15 protein-coding genes and 2 pseudogenes are annotated in these 18843 nt (G+C 71.7%); 11 read left to right on the top strand and 6 right to left on the bottom strand.

From position 1 onward, the window contains the following. Positions 1–9: 9 nt before the first annotated feature. Positions 10–696: a response regulator transcription factor gene (locus tag ABZ079_RS34215; RefSeq protein ID WP_356943345.1), complete on the bottom strand. Its 687-nt coding sequence runs from the start codon at positions 694–696 to the stop codon at positions 10–12. 292 nt (positions 697–988) lie between these two features. On the opposite strand from ABZ079_RS34215, the gene ABZ079_RS34210 reads away from it, so the two are divergent. The 8 genes from ABZ079_RS34210 (at position 989) to ABZ079_RS34175 (ending at position 7471) form a co-directional block, all read left to right on the top strand. Beyond that, positions 989–1765: an amino acid ABC transporter ATP-binding protein gene (locus ABZ079_RS34210; protein ID WP_356943344.1), complete on the top strand. Its 777-nt coding sequence runs from the start codon at positions 989–991 to the stop codon at positions 1763–1765. Between the two features lie 84 nt (positions 1766–1849). Next, positions 1850–2686, top strand: a complete 837-nt coding sequence (locus tag ABZ079_RS34205; protein WP_356943343.1) for a glutamate ABC transporter substrate-binding protein — start codon at positions 1850–1852, stop codon at positions 2684–2686. A 75-nt stretch (positions 2687–2761) separates the two neighbouring features. Then, complete coding sequence (locus tag ABZ079_RS34200) at positions 2762–3427, top strand: amino acid ABC transporter permease (RefSeq protein ID WP_356943342.1); 666 nt, start codon at positions 2762–2764, stop codon at positions 3425–3427. After that, on the top strand, positions 3424–4386 hold the full coding sequence (locus ABZ079_RS34195) for an amino acid ABC transporter permease (RefSeq protein WP_356943341.1): 963 nt from the start codon (positions 3424–3426) through the stop codon (positions 4384–4386). Before ABZ079_RS34200 ends, ABZ079_RS34195 begins: the two co-directional genes overlap by 4 nt. Positions 4387–4562: 176 nt before the next feature. Then, positions 4563–6167, top strand: coding sequence for an FAD-dependent monooxygenase (locus tag ABZ079_RS34190; protein ID WP_356943340.1), 1605 nt, complete (start codon positions 4563–4565; stop codon positions 6165–6167). Between the two features lie 2 nt (positions 6168–6169). Continuing rightward, positions 6170–6331: a putative leader peptide gene (locus ABZ079_RS34185; RefSeq protein WP_356943339.1), complete on the top strand. Its 162-nt coding sequence runs from the start codon at positions 6170–6172 to the stop codon at positions 6329–6331. Between the two features lie 70 nt (positions 6332–6401). Beyond that, complete coding sequence (locus tag ABZ079_RS34180; RefSeq protein ID WP_356943338.1) at positions 6402–6935, top strand: cysteine dioxygenase; 534 nt, start codon at positions 6402–6404, stop codon at positions 6933–6935. Between the two features lie 134 nt (positions 6936–7069). Further along, positions 7070–7471, top strand: coding sequence for a rhodanese-like domain-containing protein (locus ABZ079_RS34175; RefSeq protein WP_356943370.1), 402 nt, complete (start codon positions 7070–7072; stop codon positions 7469–7471). Between the two features lie 286 nt (positions 7472–7757). Here the strand turns inward: ABZ079_RS34175 and recX are convergent, their stop codons facing one another. Then, complete coding sequence (gene recX / locus ABZ079_RS34170) at positions 7758–8591, bottom strand: recombination regulator RecX (RefSeq protein WP_356943337.1); 834 nt, start codon at positions 8589–8591, stop codon at positions 7758–7760. A gap of 3 nt (positions 8592–8594) precedes the next feature. Continuing rightward, positions 8595–9719, bottom strand: a complete 1125-nt coding sequence (gene recA, locus ABZ079_RS34165) for a recombinase RecA (protein ID WP_356943336.1) — start codon at positions 9717–9719, stop codon at positions 8595–8597. A 252-nt stretch (positions 9720–9971) separates the two neighbouring features. Here recA and ABZ079_RS34160 point away from each other — a divergent pair. After that, positions 9972–10528, top strand: a pseudogene (locus ABZ079_RS34160) (hypothetical protein); the annotation flags it as partial. 90 nt (positions 10529–10618) lie between these two features. Here the strand turns inward: ABZ079_RS34160 and ABZ079_RS34155 are convergent. Both ABZ079_RS34155 and ABZ079_RS34150 read right to left on the bottom strand, forming a co-directional pair. Next, on the bottom strand, positions 10619–11809 hold the full coding sequence (locus ABZ079_RS34155) for an AI-2E family transporter (RefSeq protein WP_356943369.1): 1191 nt from the start codon (positions 11807–11809) through the stop codon (positions 10619–10621). A gap of 187 nt (positions 11810–11996) precedes the next feature. After that, a complete protein-coding gene (locus tag ABZ079_RS34150; RefSeq protein ID WP_356943335.1) occupies positions 11997–12191 on the bottom strand; it encodes a DUF3046 domain-containing protein in 195 nt (64 codons plus the stop codon). An 80-nt stretch (positions 12192–12271) separates the two neighbouring features. Between ABZ079_RS34150 and ABZ079_RS34145 the strand changes: the two genes are divergently transcribed. Beyond that, positions 12272–13216, top strand: coding sequence for a hypothetical protein (locus ABZ079_RS34145; protein WP_356943334.1), 945 nt, complete (start codon positions 12272–12274; stop codon positions 13214–13216). A 114-nt stretch (positions 13217–13330) separates the two neighbouring features. Here ABZ079_RS34145 and ABZ079_RS34140 read toward each other — a convergent pair. Further along, positions 13331–13746: pseudogene (locus ABZ079_RS34140) on the bottom strand (AraC family ligand binding domain-containing protein); the annotation flags it as partial. An 89-nt stretch (positions 13747–13835) separates the two neighbouring features. On the opposite strand from ABZ079_RS34140, the gene ABZ079_RS34135 reads away from it, so the two are divergent. Beyond that, positions 13836–18839, top strand: coding sequence for an ATP-dependent helicase (locus ABZ079_RS34135; protein WP_356943333.1), 5004 nt, complete (start codon positions 13836–13838; stop codon positions 18837–18839). The last annotated feature ends 4 nt before the right edge of the window (positions 18840–18843 follow it).

Here is an 18843-nt window from a genome sequence, read left to right as displayed (position 1 = left end):
CCGTCCCCGCTATGCGGCCGGGGCGACGAGGCGGTAGCCGACGCCGCGTACGGTCTCGATCAGCGCGGGCATGCGCAGTTTGGCCCGCAGCGAGGCGACGTGCACCTCCAGGGTGCGGCCCGTGCCCTCCCAGCTGGTGCGCCAGACCTCGCTGATGATCTGTTCCCGCCGGAAGACCACCCCCGGCCGCTGGGCGAGCAGCGCGAGCAGGTCGAACTCCTTGCGGGTGAGCTGGACGACCGAACCGTCCACGCTGACCTGGCGGGTGGGCAGTTCGATGCGCACGGCACCGAGGTGCAGGGCGTCCTCGCCCGCGGCGGCCGGGTCCTCGTGGGCGGTGCGCCGGCTGACGGCGTGGATACGGGCGAGCAGTTCGCCGGTGTCGTACGGCTTCACCACGTAGTCGTCGGCGCCCAGGTTGAGACCGTGGATGCGGGAACGGACGTCGGAGCGGGCGGTGACCATGATCACCGGAGTGCTGGTGCGCTTGCGGATCTTGCCGCAGACCTCGTAGCCGTCCTGGTCGGGCAGGCCCAGGTCGAGCAGGACCACCCCGAATCCGGCGCCCTCCGGGACGAGCGCCTGGAGGGCCTCCTCGCCGCTGCGCGCATGGGTGACGTCGAAGCCGTGCCGCGCGAGGACGGCGGACAGGGCCGCGGCGACGTGGTTGTCGTCCTCGACGAGAAGCAGTCTCATCCCGGCCCCCTCCGGTTCAGCGGTCGTACGGTCTCGGTTGTCGTCGGTCTTGTCATCGCGTGCACACACGCGTGCACCATGGCAGTGACGCTGATGGATAAGGACGGCGTCAAGAGGGTTCCGGTTGCCCGCCGCTTCCGTTATCCGGCCGATACGCAGACGGCGACACGTGCTACGAGCCGTGTCCGGTTGCTATCGGATCGTGATGCTCAGATCTCCCTCAGATGTGATGACGCAGGTCAAGCCGCTCACTACTGTCCACGGAAACCGAGGAGGACGGAGCCTGAGAGCGATGACCAAAGTATCGGTGGCCAAGGAAGACGTGGCCACGTCAGACGAACTGGTCGTCCTGAAGAGCGTCAACAAGCACTTCGGCGCGTTGCACGTGCTCCAGGACATCGACCTGACGATCGCCCGCGGCGAGGTCGTCGTGGTCATCGGGCCCTCCGGGTCCGGAAAGTCGACCCTGTGCCGCACCATCAACCGCCTGGAGACGATCGATTCAGGCACCATCACGATCGACGGCAAGCCCCTGCCGCACGAGGGCCGGGAACTCGCCCGGCTGCGGGCGGACGTCGGGATGGTCTTCCAGTCCTTCAACCTCTTCGCGCACAAGACCGTGCTCGAGAACGTGATGCTGGGCCAGATCAAGGTCCGCAAGGCGGACAAGAAGCAGGCCGAGGAGAAGGCGCGGGCCCTGCTCGACCGGGTCGGTGTGGGCACCCAGGCCGACAAGTACCCCGCCCAGCTGTCCGGCGGCCAGCAGCAGCGCGTCGCCATCGCGCGGGCGCTGGCGATGGGCCCGAAGGTCATGCTCTTCGACGAGCCGACCTCCGCCCTCGACCCCGAGATGATCAACGAGGTCCTCGAGGTCATGCAGCAGCTCGCCCGTGAGGGCATGACGATGATCGTCGTCACCCACGAGATGGGCTTCGCACGTTCGGCTGCGAACCGCGTGGTCTTCATGGCGGACGGCCGGATCGTCGAACAGGCTGCGCCCGACCAGTTCTTCAGCAACCCGCGCAGCGACCGGGCCAAGGACTTCCTGTCCAAGATCCTGCACCACTGACGGTGCGTGCCCCGGCACCCGCACGATCCGGGTCGCCCATCCCTTAGACGGACCTCGTTCCTCACCACTCAAAGGATGTTCACCATGAAGCTCCGCAAGGTCACCGCCGCCTCGGCCGTCCTCCTCGCCCTCTCGGTGAGCGCCACCGCGTGCGGCGGCGACAAGAAGGACGACAACGGCTCCTCCGATGGTGGCAAGAAGATCACCATCGGCATCAAGTTCGACCAGCCCGGCATCGGCCAGAAGACCCCGCAGGGCTACGCCGGCTTCGACGTCGACGTGGCCACGTACGTCGCCAAGAAGCTCGGTTACAGCGCGGACCAGATCGAGTGGAAGGAGTCGAAGAGCGCGGACCGCGAGACGATGCTCAAGCGTGGTGACGTCGACTTCATCGCCGCCTCCTACTCGATCACCCCGGAGCGCCAGAAGCTGGTCGACTTCGCCGGCCCGTACCTGCTCGCCCACCAGGACGTGCTGGTCCGCGCGGACGACAACAGCATCAAGTCGCCGTCCGACCTCAACAAGGCGAAGCTGTGTTCGGTCACCGGCTCGACTTCGGCGCAGAACGTCAAGGACAAGCTCGCCCCCAAGGCGCAGCTCCAGAAGTACCCGACGTACTCCGCGTGCCTGACCGGTCTGCAGAGCAAGGTCATCGACGCCCTGACCACGGACGACTCGATCCTCGCCGGTTACGCCTCCCAGGCCCAGTTCAAGGGCAAGTTCAAGCTGGGCGGCCTGAAGATGACCAACGAGAACTACGGCATCGGCGTCAAGAAGGGCAGCGACCTCAAGGCCAAGATCAACAAGGCGCTTGAGGAGATGGTGGCCGACAAGTCCTGGCAGAAGGCCGTGGACAAGAACTTCGGGCCGGCCGGCTACAAGAACGAGGCCGCCCCGAAGATCGGCGACATCAAGAGCTGAGGCAACGCCTGGCGGATGCGCCGTCCGTGAGGGCGGCGCATCCGGGCATCCCTACACGCGGAAGCGCGGGAGATCGTGTTCGACTTTCTTGAAGGTTACGACGTACTAAGCGCCTTCTGGACGACGGTGCAGCTGACGCTGCTGTCCGCCGTGGGCTCCCTGGTCTGGGGCACTCTGCTGGCCGCGATGCGGGTGGGTCCGGTGCCGCTGATGCGCGGCTTCGGCACCGCCTACGTGAACATCGTGCGGAACATTCCGCTCACGGTGATCATCCTGTTCTCGTCGCTCGGCCTCTACCAGACGCTGAACGTCAGCCTCGGTTCCGACGAGACCGACACGATCAACTTCCGGTTGGCCGTGCTCGGGCTGATCGTCTACACGTCGGCCTTCGTGTGCGAGGCGATCCGGTCCGGCATCAACACCGTGCCGGTCGGCCAGGCGGAGGCCGCGCGGGCCATCGGCCTGAGCTTCACGCAGGTGCTGTTCCTGGTCGTACTGCCGCAGGCTTTCCGGGCGACCGTCGGCCCGCTGACCAACGTGCTGATCGCGTTGACGAAGAACACGACGGTGGCGGCCGCGATCGGCGTGGCGGAGGCGGCGACACTCATGAAGGACATGCTCGACAAGGAGGCCCTGCTGCTGCAGATCTCCGCGGTCATCGCCTTCGGGTTCTGCTGCCTGACCCTGCCGACCGGTCTGATCCTCGGCTGGGTGGGCAAGAAGGTTGCGGTGAAGCGATGAGCTCGGTTCTGTACGACGCCCAGGGACCGCGCGCCAAGCGGCGCAACGTCCTCTACACGGTGCTCTTCATAGTCGCGCTCGCGGCCCTCCTGTGGTGGGTGTACGCGTCCCTCGACGAGAAGAACCAACTCGACTGGGTGCTGTGGAAGCCGTTCTTCAGCGGCTCCGAGGCCTACTCGACGTACATCTGGCCCGGCCTGCAGAACACCCTGAAGGCGGCCGCCCTGGCGATGGTCATCGCGCTGCCGCTGGGCGCCGTCCTCGGCATCGCCCGGCTCTCGGACCACGTCTGGGTACGCGTCCCGGCCTCGGTCGTGGTCGAGTTCTTCCGCGCGATCCCGGTGCTGGTCCTCATGATCTTCGGGAACGAGCTGTACAGCCAGTACACCGACGTCAGTTCGGACGACCGTCCGCTGTACGCGGTCGTCACCGGTCTGGTGCTGTACAACGCCTCGGTGCTCGCCGAGATCGTCCGCGCGGGCATCCTCTCCCTGCCGAAGGGCCAGTCCGAGGCGGCCATGGCGATCGGTCTGCGCAAGAACCAGGTGATGCGCCTCATCCTGCTGCCGCAGGCGGTCACCGCGATGCTCCCGGCGATCATCAGCCAGCTCGTGGTCGTCGTGAAGGACACCGCGCTCGGCGGCGCCGTCCTCACCTTCCCCGAACTGCTCGCCTCGGCGAACACGATGAGCGGCTACTACGGTGCGAACGTCATCGCGTCGTACACGGTGGTGGCCGCGATCTACGTCGTCCTCAACTTCTCGCTGACCTCCTTCGCGAGCTGGCTGGAGGGCCGGCTGCGGCGACGCAAGAAGTCGACCGGCGCGGTGCTCGGAGCCCAGGATGTGGCGGACATCGCGGGTACCGCGGCGACCGGGGCCGGAGGCGCCCCCGGTGGCCTGGACCTCAGCGGTCCCTTCGTCGGCGGCGGTGGCCACAGCGGCGTGCACAAGGACTGACGATCATTCAGGTGACATGAGGCACCCGGAGGCAGTGGCATGATCGCCACTGCCTCCGGTCGCTTGACGCAAACTCTGCCAATGGGTTGCATACGTTCTGTGATCGTGCACCCCGCTCCCCCTTCCTGTTCACTTGTCTCCGTCAGGGCATCGTCACGGGCAGGGGGCGCCGCGTCATGGACCCGGTGATCATCGTCGGAGCGGGGCCCGTCGGGCTCACGCTCGCCCTGGCCCTGGCCCGGCAGGAGGTGCCGACCGTCGTCCTGGACGAGGGCCCCGGCAAGGACGAAGTTCGCCCGGCGCGCACCGTCGTGCTGCGCGAGGACACGGCCGCCCTGCTGGAGCGGCTGACCGCAGTCGCGCTCGGTGAGCACGGCGTGCGCTGGGCCGGATGGCGGTCCCTGCGGCGCAAGCAGGTGATGAGCGAGATCGCTTTCGACGAGGCGGACCCCGCCGCCCCGCTGCACATCGCCCAGCACGTGCTCACGCACGCCCTGCGCGCTGCCATCGCCGACGAGCCGCTGGTGAAGATGGTGGTGGACAGCCGCCTGGACTCGATCGAGCAGGAGCGTTCCGGCGTCACCGCGCACACCCGCGGGCCTCAGGGCACCTGGTGGCGCGGCAGCTACCTGGTCGGGTGCGACGGAACCCGCTCGGCGGTGCGCAAACTCCAGGACATCCGCTTTCCGGGCCGTACGGCGGTGGAACGGCACGCGGTCGCGGCGCTGCGTGCGGAACTTCCCTGGGCGGGTCAGGCGTTGCTCCATCGGATGCCGCCGTGGCGCCAGTCCGTGCCCTCGGCCGGCGAGGTGACCGCCCGCCCCCTCCCGGACGGCGTATGGCGCCTGGACTGGCTGCTGCCGCCGGGCAAGGACCTGGTCACGCCCGAGATCCTGGTGACCCGGATCCGCGAGACCCTGGCGGGCTGGACCGGCGACCCCACACCGGCGTACGACCTGCTCGACACCGGCGTCCACACCGTGCACCACCGGCTGGCCCGCCGGTGGCGCGTCGGCCGGGTCTTCCTCGCCGGGGACGCGGCCCACCTGCTCGGCGCGTTCGGCACCCAGGGGCTCGACGAGGGCCTGCGGGACGCCGACAACCTCGCCTGGAAGCTGGCCGTCTCCTGGCACCACGGCCCGCACGAGGCGCTGCTGGACAGCTACCAGGCCGAACGGCGCGCGGTGGTCGCCGCCCGGCTGCGCGCCGCCGACCAGGTACTGCCGGTGCTGCGTAGCGGGGGCGGACTGCGCCACATCGTGCCGGGCGCGGCCAGGGGCCACGACGGGTTGCTCACGGACGGTCACCTGGGGCGCGGGCCGCTCGGCGCGCCGGGGGCGTACGCCGACTCGCCGCTCGCCCCCCGGCCCCTGGAGGCGGAGATCCCGGTCGACACCCCGCCCGGCGCACCGGTCACGGACGTACGGGTCACGGCGGAGGACGGTTCCTTCGTGCAGCTGCGCGACCGGCTCGGCCGGGGCGCGCTGCTCGTCGTCCTGGTCGCACCGGGCACGGGCGTGTGGGACCGCAAACACTGGGTCTCCGCCGGGGTGATGCCCCGGCTCGCGGCCGCCGTGACCGCGCTGCCCCACCCGGCCGAGCTGCTGGTGGCCGAAAGCTACCCGGGCGCGCCGGCGCACAGCGTGCTGCTCGTGCGCCCCGACGGCCATCTCGTCACCGCGTTGAGCGGAGTCCGCCCGGCCGATCTGTACGCGGCGGCCGAGGCCACGGTGGGCGGCGCGGTGAAGGAGCAGGCGGCGGCCGGCTCCGGCGTGCGCTGACCGTGAGCACCGCCACGCTGCGTCCACATCGTGACGGTGCATTGACCGGAGTGCGGCGGCGTGCTGTACTCCGGCTCGTGACCGACACCTGTGTGCGCCTGTGGCGGAGGGTCCACATGGACCTCGTCCGCTACGCGGGCTGCGTGTGTCGTCCGTCCTGCTGAATTCGCGTCCCCCTTCCCTTCCGAGCGCCGTCGTGCGCCCGTTCCGCGAACCTTCCTCAGGACGGTGTACGTGTCTGTCTCCTCCCCTTCCGTCTCCCCTGCCGTCGGCTCGGCGCCCACCCAGGCGGACCTCCTCGACTTCGTACGGCGCACGGCGGCCGACGCCGAGCTGATCGCCTCCCTCCCGCTCGATCCGGAGGGCCGCACCTGGGTGCGGCTGGAGGGGCCCGGCGGCAGCGAGGCCTGGCTGATCGGCTGGCCGCCGGGCACCGGCACCGGCTGGCACGACCACGCCGACTCGGTCGGCGCCTTCCTCACCGCCTCGGGCGAACTCAAGGAGTACTCCCTCGCCGTCCGGCTGCCCACCGACGGCTGGAAGACCCTGGAACTCACCGAGGGCGTCGACCGGGAACGCCGGCTGACCGCCGGTAAGGGCCGCGCCTTCGGCCGCCACCATGTGCACGAGGTGCTCAACGAGTCTCCCGACCAGCACGCGATCTCCGTCCACGCCTATTACCCGCCGCTGCCGCGGATCCGCCGCTACAGCCGCACGGGTCAGGTACTGCGCCTGGAGCAGGTCGAACGCCCGGAGGACTGGCAGTGAGCGGCAGGATCGGCAGCCCACAAGTGGACAGCGAGGAGTCGACGGTGAGCGTGACGCACGAGGGGCCGGCCGGCGGCGGGGAGCCGGTGGCGAGCGCGACGGGTGAACGGCCCGTCGACATCACGCGGTCAGCGGTGAGCCCGGCGGACGAACCGCCCGTCGGTGTCGACGAGTTGTTGGAGCGGGTGCGCGGGGGGTACCGGCGCATCGAGGCGCGGGAGGCGCACGAGGCGGCGCAAACCGGTGACGCGCTGCTGGTCGACATCCGGTACGCGGCCCTGCGCGAGCGGGACGGGCTGATCCCCGGTGCCCTCGTCGTCGAGCGCAACGAACTGGAGTGGCGCCTCGATCCGCAGGGCAGCCACCGCATCCCGCAGGCAACGGGGCACGACCTGCGCATCGTCGTGATCTGCAACGAGGGCTACGCCTCCAGCCTCGCCGCGGCCTCTCTCCACCAGCTGGGCCTGCGCCGGGCGACGGATCTGGTGGGCGGCTTCCAGGCATGGCGGGCGGCGGGGCTGCCGGTGGAGCGGTGACGTCCTGAGCGGTGCGGTGTGCGGTCCGTCATTCCGCCGGGCAGCACACCGGAGCCGTCGCGACGTCGTCCTTGGCGACCGGGCGTACGCCCGCCTCCGCGATTCTCTCGGCCTTCGCTTCCGCAGCGGCGCGATGGTGCCCTCCACCGCCGACTCCCCCATGCCGTTCATGACAGGGTGTCATTCCTTCGCCGTAGCCACCGCCACCGCCCCGCCCCCGGAGCGCCACACGCCCTGGAACGGCACTGGCCAGGACCGCGAGAAGGCCGGCGACCGCACGGCGCCGTCAGAGGTCCGTGTCCCCGAGGAACTCCGTGTCCTCGCCCTCTTCCTCCAGGGCCTGGCGGACCACGCGGAGGGCCATGCCTTCGGGATAGCCCTTGCGGGCGAGCATGCCGGCGAGGCGGCGGAGCCGCTTGTCACGGTCGAGGCCACGGGTGGCGCGCAGTTTGCGGGCGACCAGTTCACGGGCGGTCGCCTCCTCCTGCTCGGAGTCGAGCTGGCCGACGGCCTCGTCGATCAGCGCGGAGTCGACGCCCTTGGTGCGCAGCTCCCGGGCGAGTGCGCGCCGGGCAAGCCCCCGGCCGTGGTGCCGGGACTCCACCCAGGCGTCCGCGAACGCGCTGTCGTCGATCAGCCCGACCTCCTCGAACCGCGACAGCACCTCCTCGGCGACCTCCTCGGGGATCTCCCGCTTGCGCAGGGCGTCCGCGAGTTGCTTGCGGGTGCGCGGGGTCCCGGTGAGCAGGCGCAGGCAGATCGCCCGTGCCCGCTCAGCCGGGTCCCCTGAAGGCTCCCCCCGCTCGGCCCTCGACGAGGAAGGGGCGCCTTCGTCCTCACCGGGCGCGTCCCCGAAGTCGCGCCGCCGCCGGCCGCGCCCCCGGCCGCCTCGCGGTCCGGCGGTGCCTCCGGGGTCGCGGCCGGGGAAGCCGGCCCCGTACGGCTCGTCGCCCCCGCCGCCGGGGTACGCGCCGCCGTCACTCTCGTACCCGCCGTACCCGTCGTCTCGGTGGCCGCCGTCCCCGTCCGAGGCGGAGTCCGGGTAACTCCCGGTACCCCTCCCCCGAGGGGCACCGGGGGTGGCGTACTCGTACTCGGCCCAGTCGGTTCGTCGTGTCACGGGTCAGCTCTTGGCAGCGGCGGCCTTGGGCTTGGTGGCCTTGGCAGCCGGAGCGGGCGCCGTCTTGGCGTCGTCGGCGGCAGCGGTGGCCACCGCCGCGTCCGCGCCGGGCTCGGCGGCGGGCTCCTCCGGCCGGACCCCCACGCCCAGCTTCTCCTTGATCTTCTTCTCGATCTCGTTGGCCAGGTCGGGGTTGTCCTTGAGGAAGTTGCGCGCGTTCTCCTTGCCCTGGCCGAGCTGGTCGCCCTCGTACGTGTACCAGGCGCCGGCCTTGCGGACGAAGCCGTGCTCCACGCCCATGTCGATCAGACCGCCCTCACGGCTGATGCCCTGGCCGTAGAGGATGTCGAACTCGGCCTGCTTGAAGGGCGGCGCGACCTTGTTCTTGACGACCTTGCAACGGGTGCGGTTGCCGACCGCCTCCGTGCCGTCCTTCAAGGTCTCGATGCGGCGGATGTCGATGCGGACCGAGGCGTAGAACTTCAGCGCCCGGCCGCCGGTCGTGGTCTCCGGGGAGCCGAACATCACGCCGATCTTCTCGCGGAGCTGGTTGATGAAGATCGCGGTGGTCTTGGACTGGTTGAGCGCGCTGGTGATCTTGCGCAGCGCCTGGCTCATCAGACGGGCCTGCAGACCGACGTGACTGTCGCCCATCTCGCCCTCGATCTCCGCGCGCGGGACGAGCGCGGCGACGGAGTCGATGACGATGAGGTCGAGGGCACCGGAGCGGACCAGCATGTCCACGATCTCCAGGGCCTGCTCGCCGTTGTCCGGCTGGGAGAGGATCAGGTTGTCGATGTCGACGCCGAGCTTGCGCGCGTACTCGGGGTCGAGGGCGTGCTCGGCGTCCACGAAGGCGACCTGACCGCCGGCCTTCTGCGCGTTCGCCACGGCGTGCAGGGTCAGGGTCGTCTTGCCGGAGGACTCCGGTCCGTAGATCTCCACGACACGGCCGCGCGGCAGGCCACCGACGCCGAGGGCGACGTCGAGCGCGGTCGACCCGGTCGGGATGACCTCGATGGGCTCCTTCGACCGCTCGCCCATGCGCATGACCGCGCCCTTGCCGAATTGCCGTTCAATCTGCGCGAGCGCGGCGTCGAGCGCCTTCTCGCGGTCGGTTCCTGCCATGGGTTCCACCCGGTTTGCTTGAGTCGATCGCTTCACGTCAAAGACGCTAACGCCTGCCACTGACAATGCGCCCCGACGCAGGCCCAGCCTGTGGATAACCGAGGGACTTTTCCCGGCAAACCGGACTGAAATCCCCTGCCGAAAGCCTTGCCTGAGCCTCCATAAGAATGGATGTTCGATTTACGTGTCAAGCGCGCCACACGGCATCCGGAGCGCCTCGGAGCGGTCGGTCGAGCACGCCGCCGGGCCGGCGCCCGGCTGTGCTCGGCCCTGCTGCTCGTCTTCGCCGCCGACTGTGGGGTGGAGGTCGGCGGCATCACGCTCCGGGCATGGCGCCGGGTGCCCTCGCACCTGGACATGGAGACCTCTTTCGACACGGCGGAGTCCATGACGCTCGCGGTGGGCGGCGGTGTTCTGGCCGTGCTGCTCACGGTCTTCGCCGTCGCGTCCTTCCGGCACCGGCCGACGGGCCCCGCTGGCATGCCGCTCGCGGTGCGCTCCGGGCTCGCCCTGCTGATGGGGGCGCCGGCCTCGGGAGCGGCGATGATCGCGCGCGGGGTCGTGCTGACCCGGACCGGCCACCAAGGGGCCGCCTATCACTCGACGGTCCCGCTCAGCCGCTGCACGGCGTGGCCCTGCACGCCGTACTGGTCCTGCCCCTGCTGGCCTGGCCGCTGTCCCGCACACCCTGGAACACACGGATACACCGGCGCATCGTGGTCACGGCCACCGGCTGCCACGCAGCGGCCGTCGCGGCAGCCGGCGCAAGGGGCGGCGCTGATGCGTTGACGCCGCCGTATGGGGGCTGACGGCCTGGCACATGCGTCCCGCGCGCGTTGAGGCGTGCGCCCCGCGCCCAGGGTGGAGCGTGCGCCGCGCTCGGGAAACACGCGCCGCTGCTATGCCGACTCCTGCGTGCGAGCCGGCCCGGACCGCAGCCGTCGTATGCGGGCGAGCAGGCCGGGGCCGCCCGGCCCCCTGCCGCGGTGCCCCTGCACCCGGGGGTCGTCCGTGACGACGTACCGCTTCACGTACGCCCCCAGGAAGGCCTGCAGAGTGGCCACCGCGGGAATGGCGACCAGCGCGCCCACGGCGCCCAGCAGTGCGGTGCCCGCGATGACGGAGCCGAAGGCGACCGCAGGGTGGATGTCGACCGTCTTGGCGGTCAGCTTGGGCTGGAGCACGTAGTTCTCGAACTGCTGGTAGACCACGACGAAGACCAGCACCCACACCGCGTACCAGGGCTCCACGGTGAACGCGATCAACATGGGCAACGCGCCCGCGAGGTACGTGCCGATGGTGGGGATGAACTGGGAGACCAGCCCCACCCAGACACCGAGCACGGGCGCGTACGGCACGCCGAGGGCCTGCAGCAGGATGTAGTGCGCGATGCCGGAGATGAGGGCCATGAGGCCGCGCGAGTAGAGATAACCGCCCGTCTTGTCGACGGCGATCTCCCAGGCGCGCAGCACCTCGGCCTGGCGCGCGGGCGGCAGGACGGAGCACAGGGCACGGCGCAGCCGGGGCCCGTCGGCGGCGAAGTAGAACGAGAACAGCGCGACCGTCAGCAGCTGGAAGAGCCCGCCGAGCACCTGCGCGGAGACGTCGAGGACGCCGGCCGCGCTGTTCTGCGCGTACTTGCGCAGCCAGTCGGAGTGGAGCAGGCCCTCCTGGATGTCCACCCGCCTGAGCTCGGTGTGGAAGGTCTCATTGATCCAGTTGATCAGCGAGTCGAGGTAGTCCGGGAAACTCTCGACCATCTTGATGATCTGGCCGGCGAGCATGGAGCCGAGCAACGTGACGAACCCCGCGGCGACGATCGTCAACCCGAGGAAGACCAGGAACGTGGCGAGCCCCCTGCGCATGCCACGAGCGGCCATCCGGCTCACCGCGGGCTCGATCGCGAGGGCCAGGAAGAACGCGATCAATATGTTGATCAGCAGAGCGGTCAGCTGGTGGAAGGCCCAACTGCCGAGCTGGAACGCGGCGATCAACGCGAGCGCGAGCACCATGGCGCGTGGCAGCCAGCGCGGCATGCGGGCGCCCGGAGCCACGGTGCCGGGGGCCGGGGGCTGGTCGGGCGGCGTCATACCGGTAGGTGCTGCGTGCCGGATGGGCGGCTGGTCGTCCGCGTCAGTGGGTGTCACGGGCCAAGTCTCGCCGACTCCGCCGACAACCGGCGCCCGCCTGCGATCACCGCGACGGATCAGTGCCGCACCGTCGACCTCTTCACGGATTGAACCGGGACATTTCGATCAATGCGTGAGCGCTGTCGCGTCAACGCCTCTCCCCAGGCACGTCCATGACCGTGCAGACCACGCGCCACACGTCCTTGGCCGCCCAGCCGGCGTCCAGCGCCTCGTTCACCGTGCGTCCGCCCAGCTCCGACATGACGTGATCACGCGCGAAGGTGTCGGCGTACCCCGGACCGAAGTGTTCCGTCATCCGCTGCCAGAAGACCGTCAACCGCATGAGTCCAGTATCCCGCCCCTGAGGGTGGGCCCTGCCCGGGACCGCTTGTCGAGACCGCTTTCCGTCCTACGGTCTGACGCATGGCCGAATCAGGAGCTTCCCCACTCCCCCCTGCGTCCCCGGCGCACTCCCCGCTCTTCCGCGCCGAACAGTTCGTGTGGCTCGCCGCGCGCGTACTGGAGCAGCGTCTCTTCGCGTACCACTTCCTGCACGGCACCCCGGACGCGGTGGAAGCGGCACTGGACGCCTACCGCAACGAGGACGGCGGCTACGGGCACGCGCTGGAGCCCGACCTGCGCGGACCCGTGAGCCAGCCCCTGCACACCGCCCACGCGCTGCGCGTGCTGGACGCCATCGGGCGCTGCGGCGGGCAGCGGGTGGAGCGCGTGTGCCGCTATCTGACGTCCGTCTCCACCGCGGACGGCGCGCTGCCGGCGATCCACCCAGGCCAGCGCGGATACCCGACGGCGCCGTTCGTCCCCGTGCTCGACGACCCGCCCAGCGAGCTACTGGCCACCGGTCCGGTCGTCGGGCTGCTGCACCGCAACGAGGTGTGGCACGCCTGGCTGTTCCGGGCGACCGACTTCTGCTGGCAGACCGTGGAGTCCCTGGAGAAGTCCCACCCCTACGAGGTGGAGGCCGCCGTGGCCTTCCTGGACGCGGCTCCCGACCGCCCACGCGCGGAGGCCGCCGCCGACCGGCTGGGCCGCCTGGTGCGGGAGCAGCGGCTCGCGGCGCTGGACCCGGGCGATCTCGACGCGTATCCGGTCGCGCCCGGCTACGCCCCGGGTGAGCATCACTTCCCGCACGACTTCGCCAAGAGCCCGCGATCGCTCGCGCGGGCATGGTTCACGGACGGCGAGATGGCCCGCTCGCTGGACCACCTGGCCGCCGAGCAGCAGGAGGACGGGGGCTGGCCGATCCGCTGGCGCCAGTGGGCACCGGCCCCCGCGCTGGAGGCGCGCTCCCTGGTGACCATCGAGGCGTTGCGCACGCTGCGGGCGTACGGCCGCTTCGTGGGCTGAGCCGGTCCCGTCCCGGCCGAGCCGACCCGCGGCTGGTCCGGTCCCCTTCGCTGGCCGAACCGAGCGGTTCGCGGGCTGAGCCGGCCCCGCCTCACCCGCCGAGGGCCGCACCCCCGCCGCCACCACCATGCCCTCGTAGGCGGCGCGGAGCACCTGGTGGACCAGGCGGACGGTGTAGGGGGCAACGAGGACGGGGCCGGCGAAACCCGGGGTGCCCCGGACGGTGCTGGTTTCGGCGGCGATCGCGGCGACGGCCTCGCGCGACGGATGGAGCGTGCCGTAGCCCCCTCCCCGGGGACGCCGGCCCGGCCGGTGTGCGGGGTGTGCGGGTCCGGGCTGACCAGCGCGAGTGCTCCGCCGCCGGCGGACACGTCGGAGCCGTGGTGGTGGAAGACCTGGACGCCGTCGGAGATGGCCGCGATCACGAAGGGCTCGTGGGTGTGGCGGACGAAGGTCTTGGGGACGCACCGGGCCAGGAGCAGGTCGGCGCCGGGCGGCTCCTCGTGCCGCCGGTGCCCCGCCGGCTCCACCGGCCGGCCCCACCTCGCCCCACCTCGCCCGATACGCGGCGTTTGACCTGGTCAGCGCGATTGTCAGTGGGCGGGTGCAGGATGGACGCATGGTCAGCTCCGCACACCGAGCCCTCGACGGCTTCTCGCCCGCGACCCGCGGCTGGTTCACGGGTGCGTTCTCCGCGCCCACCGCGGCCCAGGCGGGCGCGTGGCAGGCCATCCGGGCGGGCTCGGACGTACTGGTCGTCGCTCCGACCGGCTCCGGCAAGACGCTGGCCGCGTTCCTCGCCGCCCTGGACCAGCTGGCCTCGACCCCGCCCCCGGCCGATCCGAGGAAGCGCTGCCGGGTGCTGTACGTGTCCCCGCTGAAGGCCCTCGCGGTCGACGTCGAGCGCAACCTCCGCAGCCCGCTGACCGGCATCCGCCAGGAGTCCGTGCGCCTGGGTCTGCCCGAGCCGGAGATCAGGGTCGGCATCCGCTCCGGCGACACCCCGGCCGCCGAGCGGCGGGCCCTGTCCACGCGCCCGCCGGACATCCTCATCACCACTCCCGAGTCGCTGTTCCTGATGCTGACCTCGGCCGCGCGCGACGCGCTGACGGGCGTGGAGACGGTGATCCTGGACGAGGTGCACGCGGTCGCGGGCACCAAGCGTGGCGCCCACCTCTCGCTCTCCCTCGAGCGGCTGGACGAGCTGCTGCCGAGGCCGGCCCGCCGGATCGGCCTGTCGGCGACCGTGCGCCCGGTGGACGAGATCGCCCGGTATCTGTCCCCGCGCCGCAAGGTGGAGATCGTCCAGCCGGAGTCCGGCAAGGAGTTCGACCTCTCCGTGGTCGTCCCGGTCGAGGACATGGGCGAGCTGGGCGGCGCCCCGGCGGCCGACGCCGCCGACGGCGGGGAGCGGCCGTCGATCTGGCCGCATGTGGAGGAGCGGATCGCCGACCTGGTCCAGTCCCACCGCTCCACGATCGTGTTCGCCAACTCCCGGCGGCTGGCGGAGCGGCTGTGCAACCGGCTCAACGAGATCGCGTACGAGCGCGCGACCGGCGAGACCCTGGACGAACACCACTCCCCCGCCGAGCTGATGGGCGGCTCGGGCTCGGCCCAGGGCGCGCCCCCGGTGATCGCCCGCGCGCACCACGGCTCGGTCTCCAAGGAGCAGCGCGCCCTGGTGGAGGAGGACCTGAAGGCGGGCCGGCTGCCCGCCGTGGTCGCCACGTCCAGCCTGGAACTGGGCATCGACATGGGCGCCGTGGACCTCGTCGTGCAGGTCGAGTCCCCGCCGTCGGTGGCCTCCGGGCTCCAGCGCGTCGGCCGCGCGGGGCATCAGGTGGGCGCGGTCTCCACCGGTGTGGTCTTCCCCAAGTACCGGGGTGATCTCGTGCAGGCGGCCGTGGTCACCGAGCGGATGCGCTCGGGCTCCATCGAGTCCCTGAGGGTGCCCGCGAACCCGCTGGACGTGCTCGCGCAGCAGCTGGTCGCGATGACCGCGCTGGACACATGGCAGTTCGACGACCTGCTCGCCGTGGTCCGCCGGGCGGCCCCCTTCGCCTCACTCCCCGAGTCGGCGTTCACGGCGACCCTCGACATGCTCGCGGGCCGCTATCCCTCGGACGCGTTCGCGGAGCTGCGCCCGCGCGTGGTGTGGGACCGCGTGGCCGGCACCGTCACCGGCCGCCCGGGCGCCCAGCGCCTGGCCGTCACCTCCGGCGGCACGATCCCCGACCGCGGCCTGTTCGGGGTCTTCCTCGCCGGTTCCGACCCCAAGAAGGGCGGCGGCCGGGTCGGTGAACTGGACGAGGAGATGGTCTACGAGTCCCGGGTGGGGGACGTCTTCACACTGGGCACGAGTTCCTGGCGCATCGAGGACATCACCCGTGACCGGGTCCTGGTCTCCCCCGCGCCGGGTGTGCCGGGCCGGCTGCCGTTCTGGAAGGGCGACCAGCTGGGGCGCCCGCTCGAACTGGGCCGCGCGGTGGGCGCGTTCCTGCGCGAGGTCGGCTCGCTGTCCAAGGACGACGCCCGGCTGCGTCTGCTCGCCGCCGGCCTGGACACGTGGGCGGCGGACAACGTGCTGTCGTACCTGGACGAACAGCGCGAGGCCTGCGGCCACATCCCGGACGACCGCACGATCGTCGTGGAGCGCTTCCGGGACGAGCTGGGTGACTGGCGGGTGGTCGTGCACTCCCCCTTCGGCGCCCAGGTCCACGCCCCCTGGGCCCTCGCCCTCGGCGCCCGCCTGTCCGAGCGGTACGGCATGGACGCGCAGGTCATGCATGCCGACGACGGCATCGTACTGCGCCTGCCCGACGCCGACCTGATGGGCCTGGACCTCCTCGACCAGGAGCCGATGAAGACCGGCACCGAGTACGACAGTGACCAGGCCCCCGTGGGCGCGGCGGACACCGTCTTCGACAAGGGCGAGGTCGACCAGATCGTCACCGACCAGGTCGGCGGCTCGGCTCTGTTCGCCGCCCGGTTCCGCGAGTGCGCGGCCCGCGCACTGCTGCTGCCGCGCCGCAATCCCGGCAAGCGCACCCCGCTGTGGCAGCAGCGCCAGCGCGCGGCCCAGCTGCTGCAGGTGGCGAGCGAGTTCGGCTCGTTCCCGATCGTCCTGGAAGCGGTCCGCGAATGCCTCCAGGACGTCTTCGACGTCCCGGGTCTCGTCGAGTTGATGGGCGACATCGAGTCCCGCAAGGTGCGCCTGGTCGAGGTCACCACCCCGGAACCGTCCCCGTTCGCCCGCTCCCTGCTCTTCGGATATGTCGCCCAGTTCCTGTACGAGGGCGACTCCCCGCTCGCCGAGCGCCGCGCCGCCGCGCTCTCCCTGGACTCCCGGCTGCTGGCCGAGTTGCTGGGCCAGGCGGAGCTGCGTGAACTGCTCGACGCGGAGGTGCTGACCGAACTGGAGCGCGAGCTCCAATGGCTCACCGAGGACCGCCGGGTCAAGGACGTGGAGGGAGTAGCCGACGTCCTGCGGCTGCTCGGCCCGCTGACCGACGCCGAGCTGGTCGCGCGGGGCGCGGACGCGCAGTGGGCGCGGGAGCTGGCCGGCGCCCGCCGGGCCATCAAGGTCCGCATCGCCGGCGCCGACCACTGGGCGGCGGTCGAGGACGCGGGCCGGCTGCGCGACGCGCTCGGCACGGCGCTGCCGGTCGGCGTCCCCGAGGCCTTCACCGAGCCGGTCAAGGACCCGCTGGGTGACCTCCTCGCGCGCTACGCCCGTACCCACGGCCCGTTCACGTCGGCCACCGCGGCGGCCCGCTTCGGTCTGGGCGTCGCGGTCACCGAGGGCGCCCTGCAGCGGCTCGCCGCGAACGGCCGGGTCGTCCAGGGAGAGTTCCACCCGGCGGGCATCGGTCAGGAGTGGTGCGACGCGGCCGTACTGCGCCGCCTGCGCCGCCGCTCCCTGGCTGCCCTGCGCCACGAACTGGAGCCCGTGCCACCGGCCGCGCTCGCCCAGTTCCTGCCGCAGTGGCAGCACATCGGCAAGGGCCACGGACTGCGGGGCGTCGACGGACTGGTGCGCGCGATCGAGCAGTTGCAGGGCGCCTCCGTGCCCGCCTCCGCGTTGGAGAAGCTGGTCCTGCCCTCCCGCGTGGCGAACTACGCGCCGTCGATGCTCGACGAGCTGACCGCCGCGGGCGAGGTGGTGTGGGCCGGCGCGGGCGCCCTGCCCGGCAAGGACGGCTGGGTCTCCCTCTACCTGGCGGACGCGGCCCCGCTGTTGCTGCCGCCACCGCATCCGCTGGAGCTGACCGCGCTTCACCAGTCCGTCCTCGATGCCCTCTCCGGCGGCTACGGCCTGTTCTTCCGCCAGATCGCCGACCAGGTCCGGGCCACCACCCACCCCGAGGTCACCGATCCCCAGCTGGCCGACGCGCTGTGGGACCTGGCCTGGTCGGGCCGGCTCACCAACGACACTCTGGCGCCGATGCGTTCCCTGCTGGGCTCGGGCCGTACGGCGGGCTCGACGGCCCACCGCGCCAAGCGCAGCGTCCCGCGCGGCCGTTACGGCTCCCTGACGGCGGCCGCCCGCACCGCCTCCCGCACCGGCCCGCCGACGGTCGCCGGGCGCTGGTCGCTGCTGCCCTCCGTCGAACCGGACGCCACCGTGCGCGCGCACGCGTTGGCCCGGCTCCTGCTCGACCGGCACGGCGTGGTCACCCGGGGCGCGGTCGCCGCGGAGGGCGTCCAGGGCGGCTTCTCGGGGGTGTACCGCGTGCTGTCCGCCTTCGAGGAGAGCGGACAGGCGAGGCGCGGTTACGTGGTAGAGGGACTCGGTGCGGCCCAGTTCGCCATGGACGGCGCGGTGGACCGCCTGCGCGCCGTGTCCAACGCCCGCGAACGGGGCGAGGCCCTGCCCGCCCCGGGCCCCGGGAACGGCTTCACCCATGCGGGCCTCCCGAACGGACTCTCCGATCCGGGCTTCCCGAACGGATTCACCGGGAGCGGTACCGGAACCGACGGCATTCCGCACGGCCACACACCCCCCGGTGCCTTCGACGGAGCCGACGGCGGCTTCGCCCACCCCGGCCTCGACGGCGACTTCGCCTGGCCGCCGACGGACCACCCCACCACTCCCGGCGGCTACGTCTCCCCACGCGATCTCGCCGACCCCTTCACCTCCCCCGGCTACGGCGGCCCCCGAGGAGGCGGAGCCACCGCCTACGGCCCGGCCGGGAACCGGAGTCACGGCAATGGCCGTACGCCCTCGCCCGACCCCCGTGGCACGGTACTCGCCGCGGCCGACCCGGCGAACGCCTACGGCGCGGCCCTGCCCTGGCCGGAGCCGCCGACCGGCGCCGGGCACAAGCCCGGCCGCAAGGCGGGCTCGCTGGTCGTCCTGGTGGAGGGCGAGCTGACGCTGTACATGGAGCGCGGCGGCAAGACCCTGCTCGCCTGGCCCTCCGCCCCGGACACCGCGGCCACGGACGACCCGCGGCTGCGTACGGCCGCCGAGGCGCTGGCCGCGGCCGCCCGCGCGGGCTCTCTCGGGACGGTCACGGTCGAGCGGATCAACGGCGCCCAGGCCCTGACCTCCCCCATGGGCACCCTCCTGGAGGCGGCGGGTTTCGTCGCGACACCGCGCGGTCTGCGCCTGAGAGCGTGACCGG

This window comes from Streptomyces sp. NPDC006314 (genome assembly GCF_040613075.1).
Taxonomy (GTDB): domain Bacteria; phylum Actinomycetota; class Actinomycetes; order Streptomycetales; family Streptomycetaceae; genus Streptomyces.
The sequence above is the reverse complement of the archived record's forward strand: the minus strand, read 5'-3'. Positions and strand labels throughout refer to the sequence as shown.

Excerpts from the sequence above, each read along its gene's own strand:
- ABZ079_RS34215 (WP_356943345.1), bottom strand. The coding sequence starts at position 696 with ATGAGACTGCTTCTCGTCGAGGACGACAACCACGTCGCCGCGGCCCTG.
- ABZ079_RS34210 (WP_356943344.1), top strand. The coding sequence starts at position 989 with ATGACCAAAGTATCGGTGGCCAAGGAAGACGTGGCCACGTCAGACGAA.
- ABZ079_RS34205 (WP_356943343.1), top strand. The coding sequence starts at position 1,850 with ATGAAGCTCCGCAAGGTCACCGCCGCCTCGGCCGTCCTCCTCGCCCTC.
- ABZ079_RS34195 (WP_356943341.1), top strand. The coding sequence starts at position 3,424 with ATGAGCTCGGTTCTGTACGACGCCCAGGGACCGCGCGCCAAGCGGCGC.
- ABZ079_RS34190 (WP_356943340.1), top strand. The coding sequence starts at position 4,563 with ATGGACCCGGTGATCATCGTCGGAGCGGGGCCCGTCGGGCTCACGCTC.
- recA (WP_356943336.1), bottom strand. The coding sequence starts at position 9,719 with ATGGCAGGAACCGACCGCGAGAAGGCGCTCGACGCCGCGCTCGCGCAG.
- ABZ079_RS34155 (WP_356943369.1), bottom strand. The coding sequence starts at position 11,809 with ATGACGCCGCCCGACCAGCCCCCGGCCCCCGGCACCGTGGCTCCGGGC.
- ABZ079_RS34150 (WP_356943335.1), bottom strand. The coding sequence starts at position 12,191 with ATGCGGTTGACGGTCTTCTGGCAGCGGATGACGGAACACTTCGGTCCG.
- ABZ079_RS34145 (WP_356943334.1), top strand. The coding sequence starts at position 12,272 with ATGGCCGAATCAGGAGCTTCCCCACTCCCCCCTGCGTCCCCGGCGCAC.
- ABZ079_RS34135 (WP_356943333.1), top strand. The coding sequence starts at position 13,836 with ATGGTCAGCTCCGCACACCGAGCCCTCGACGGCTTCTCGCCCGCGACC.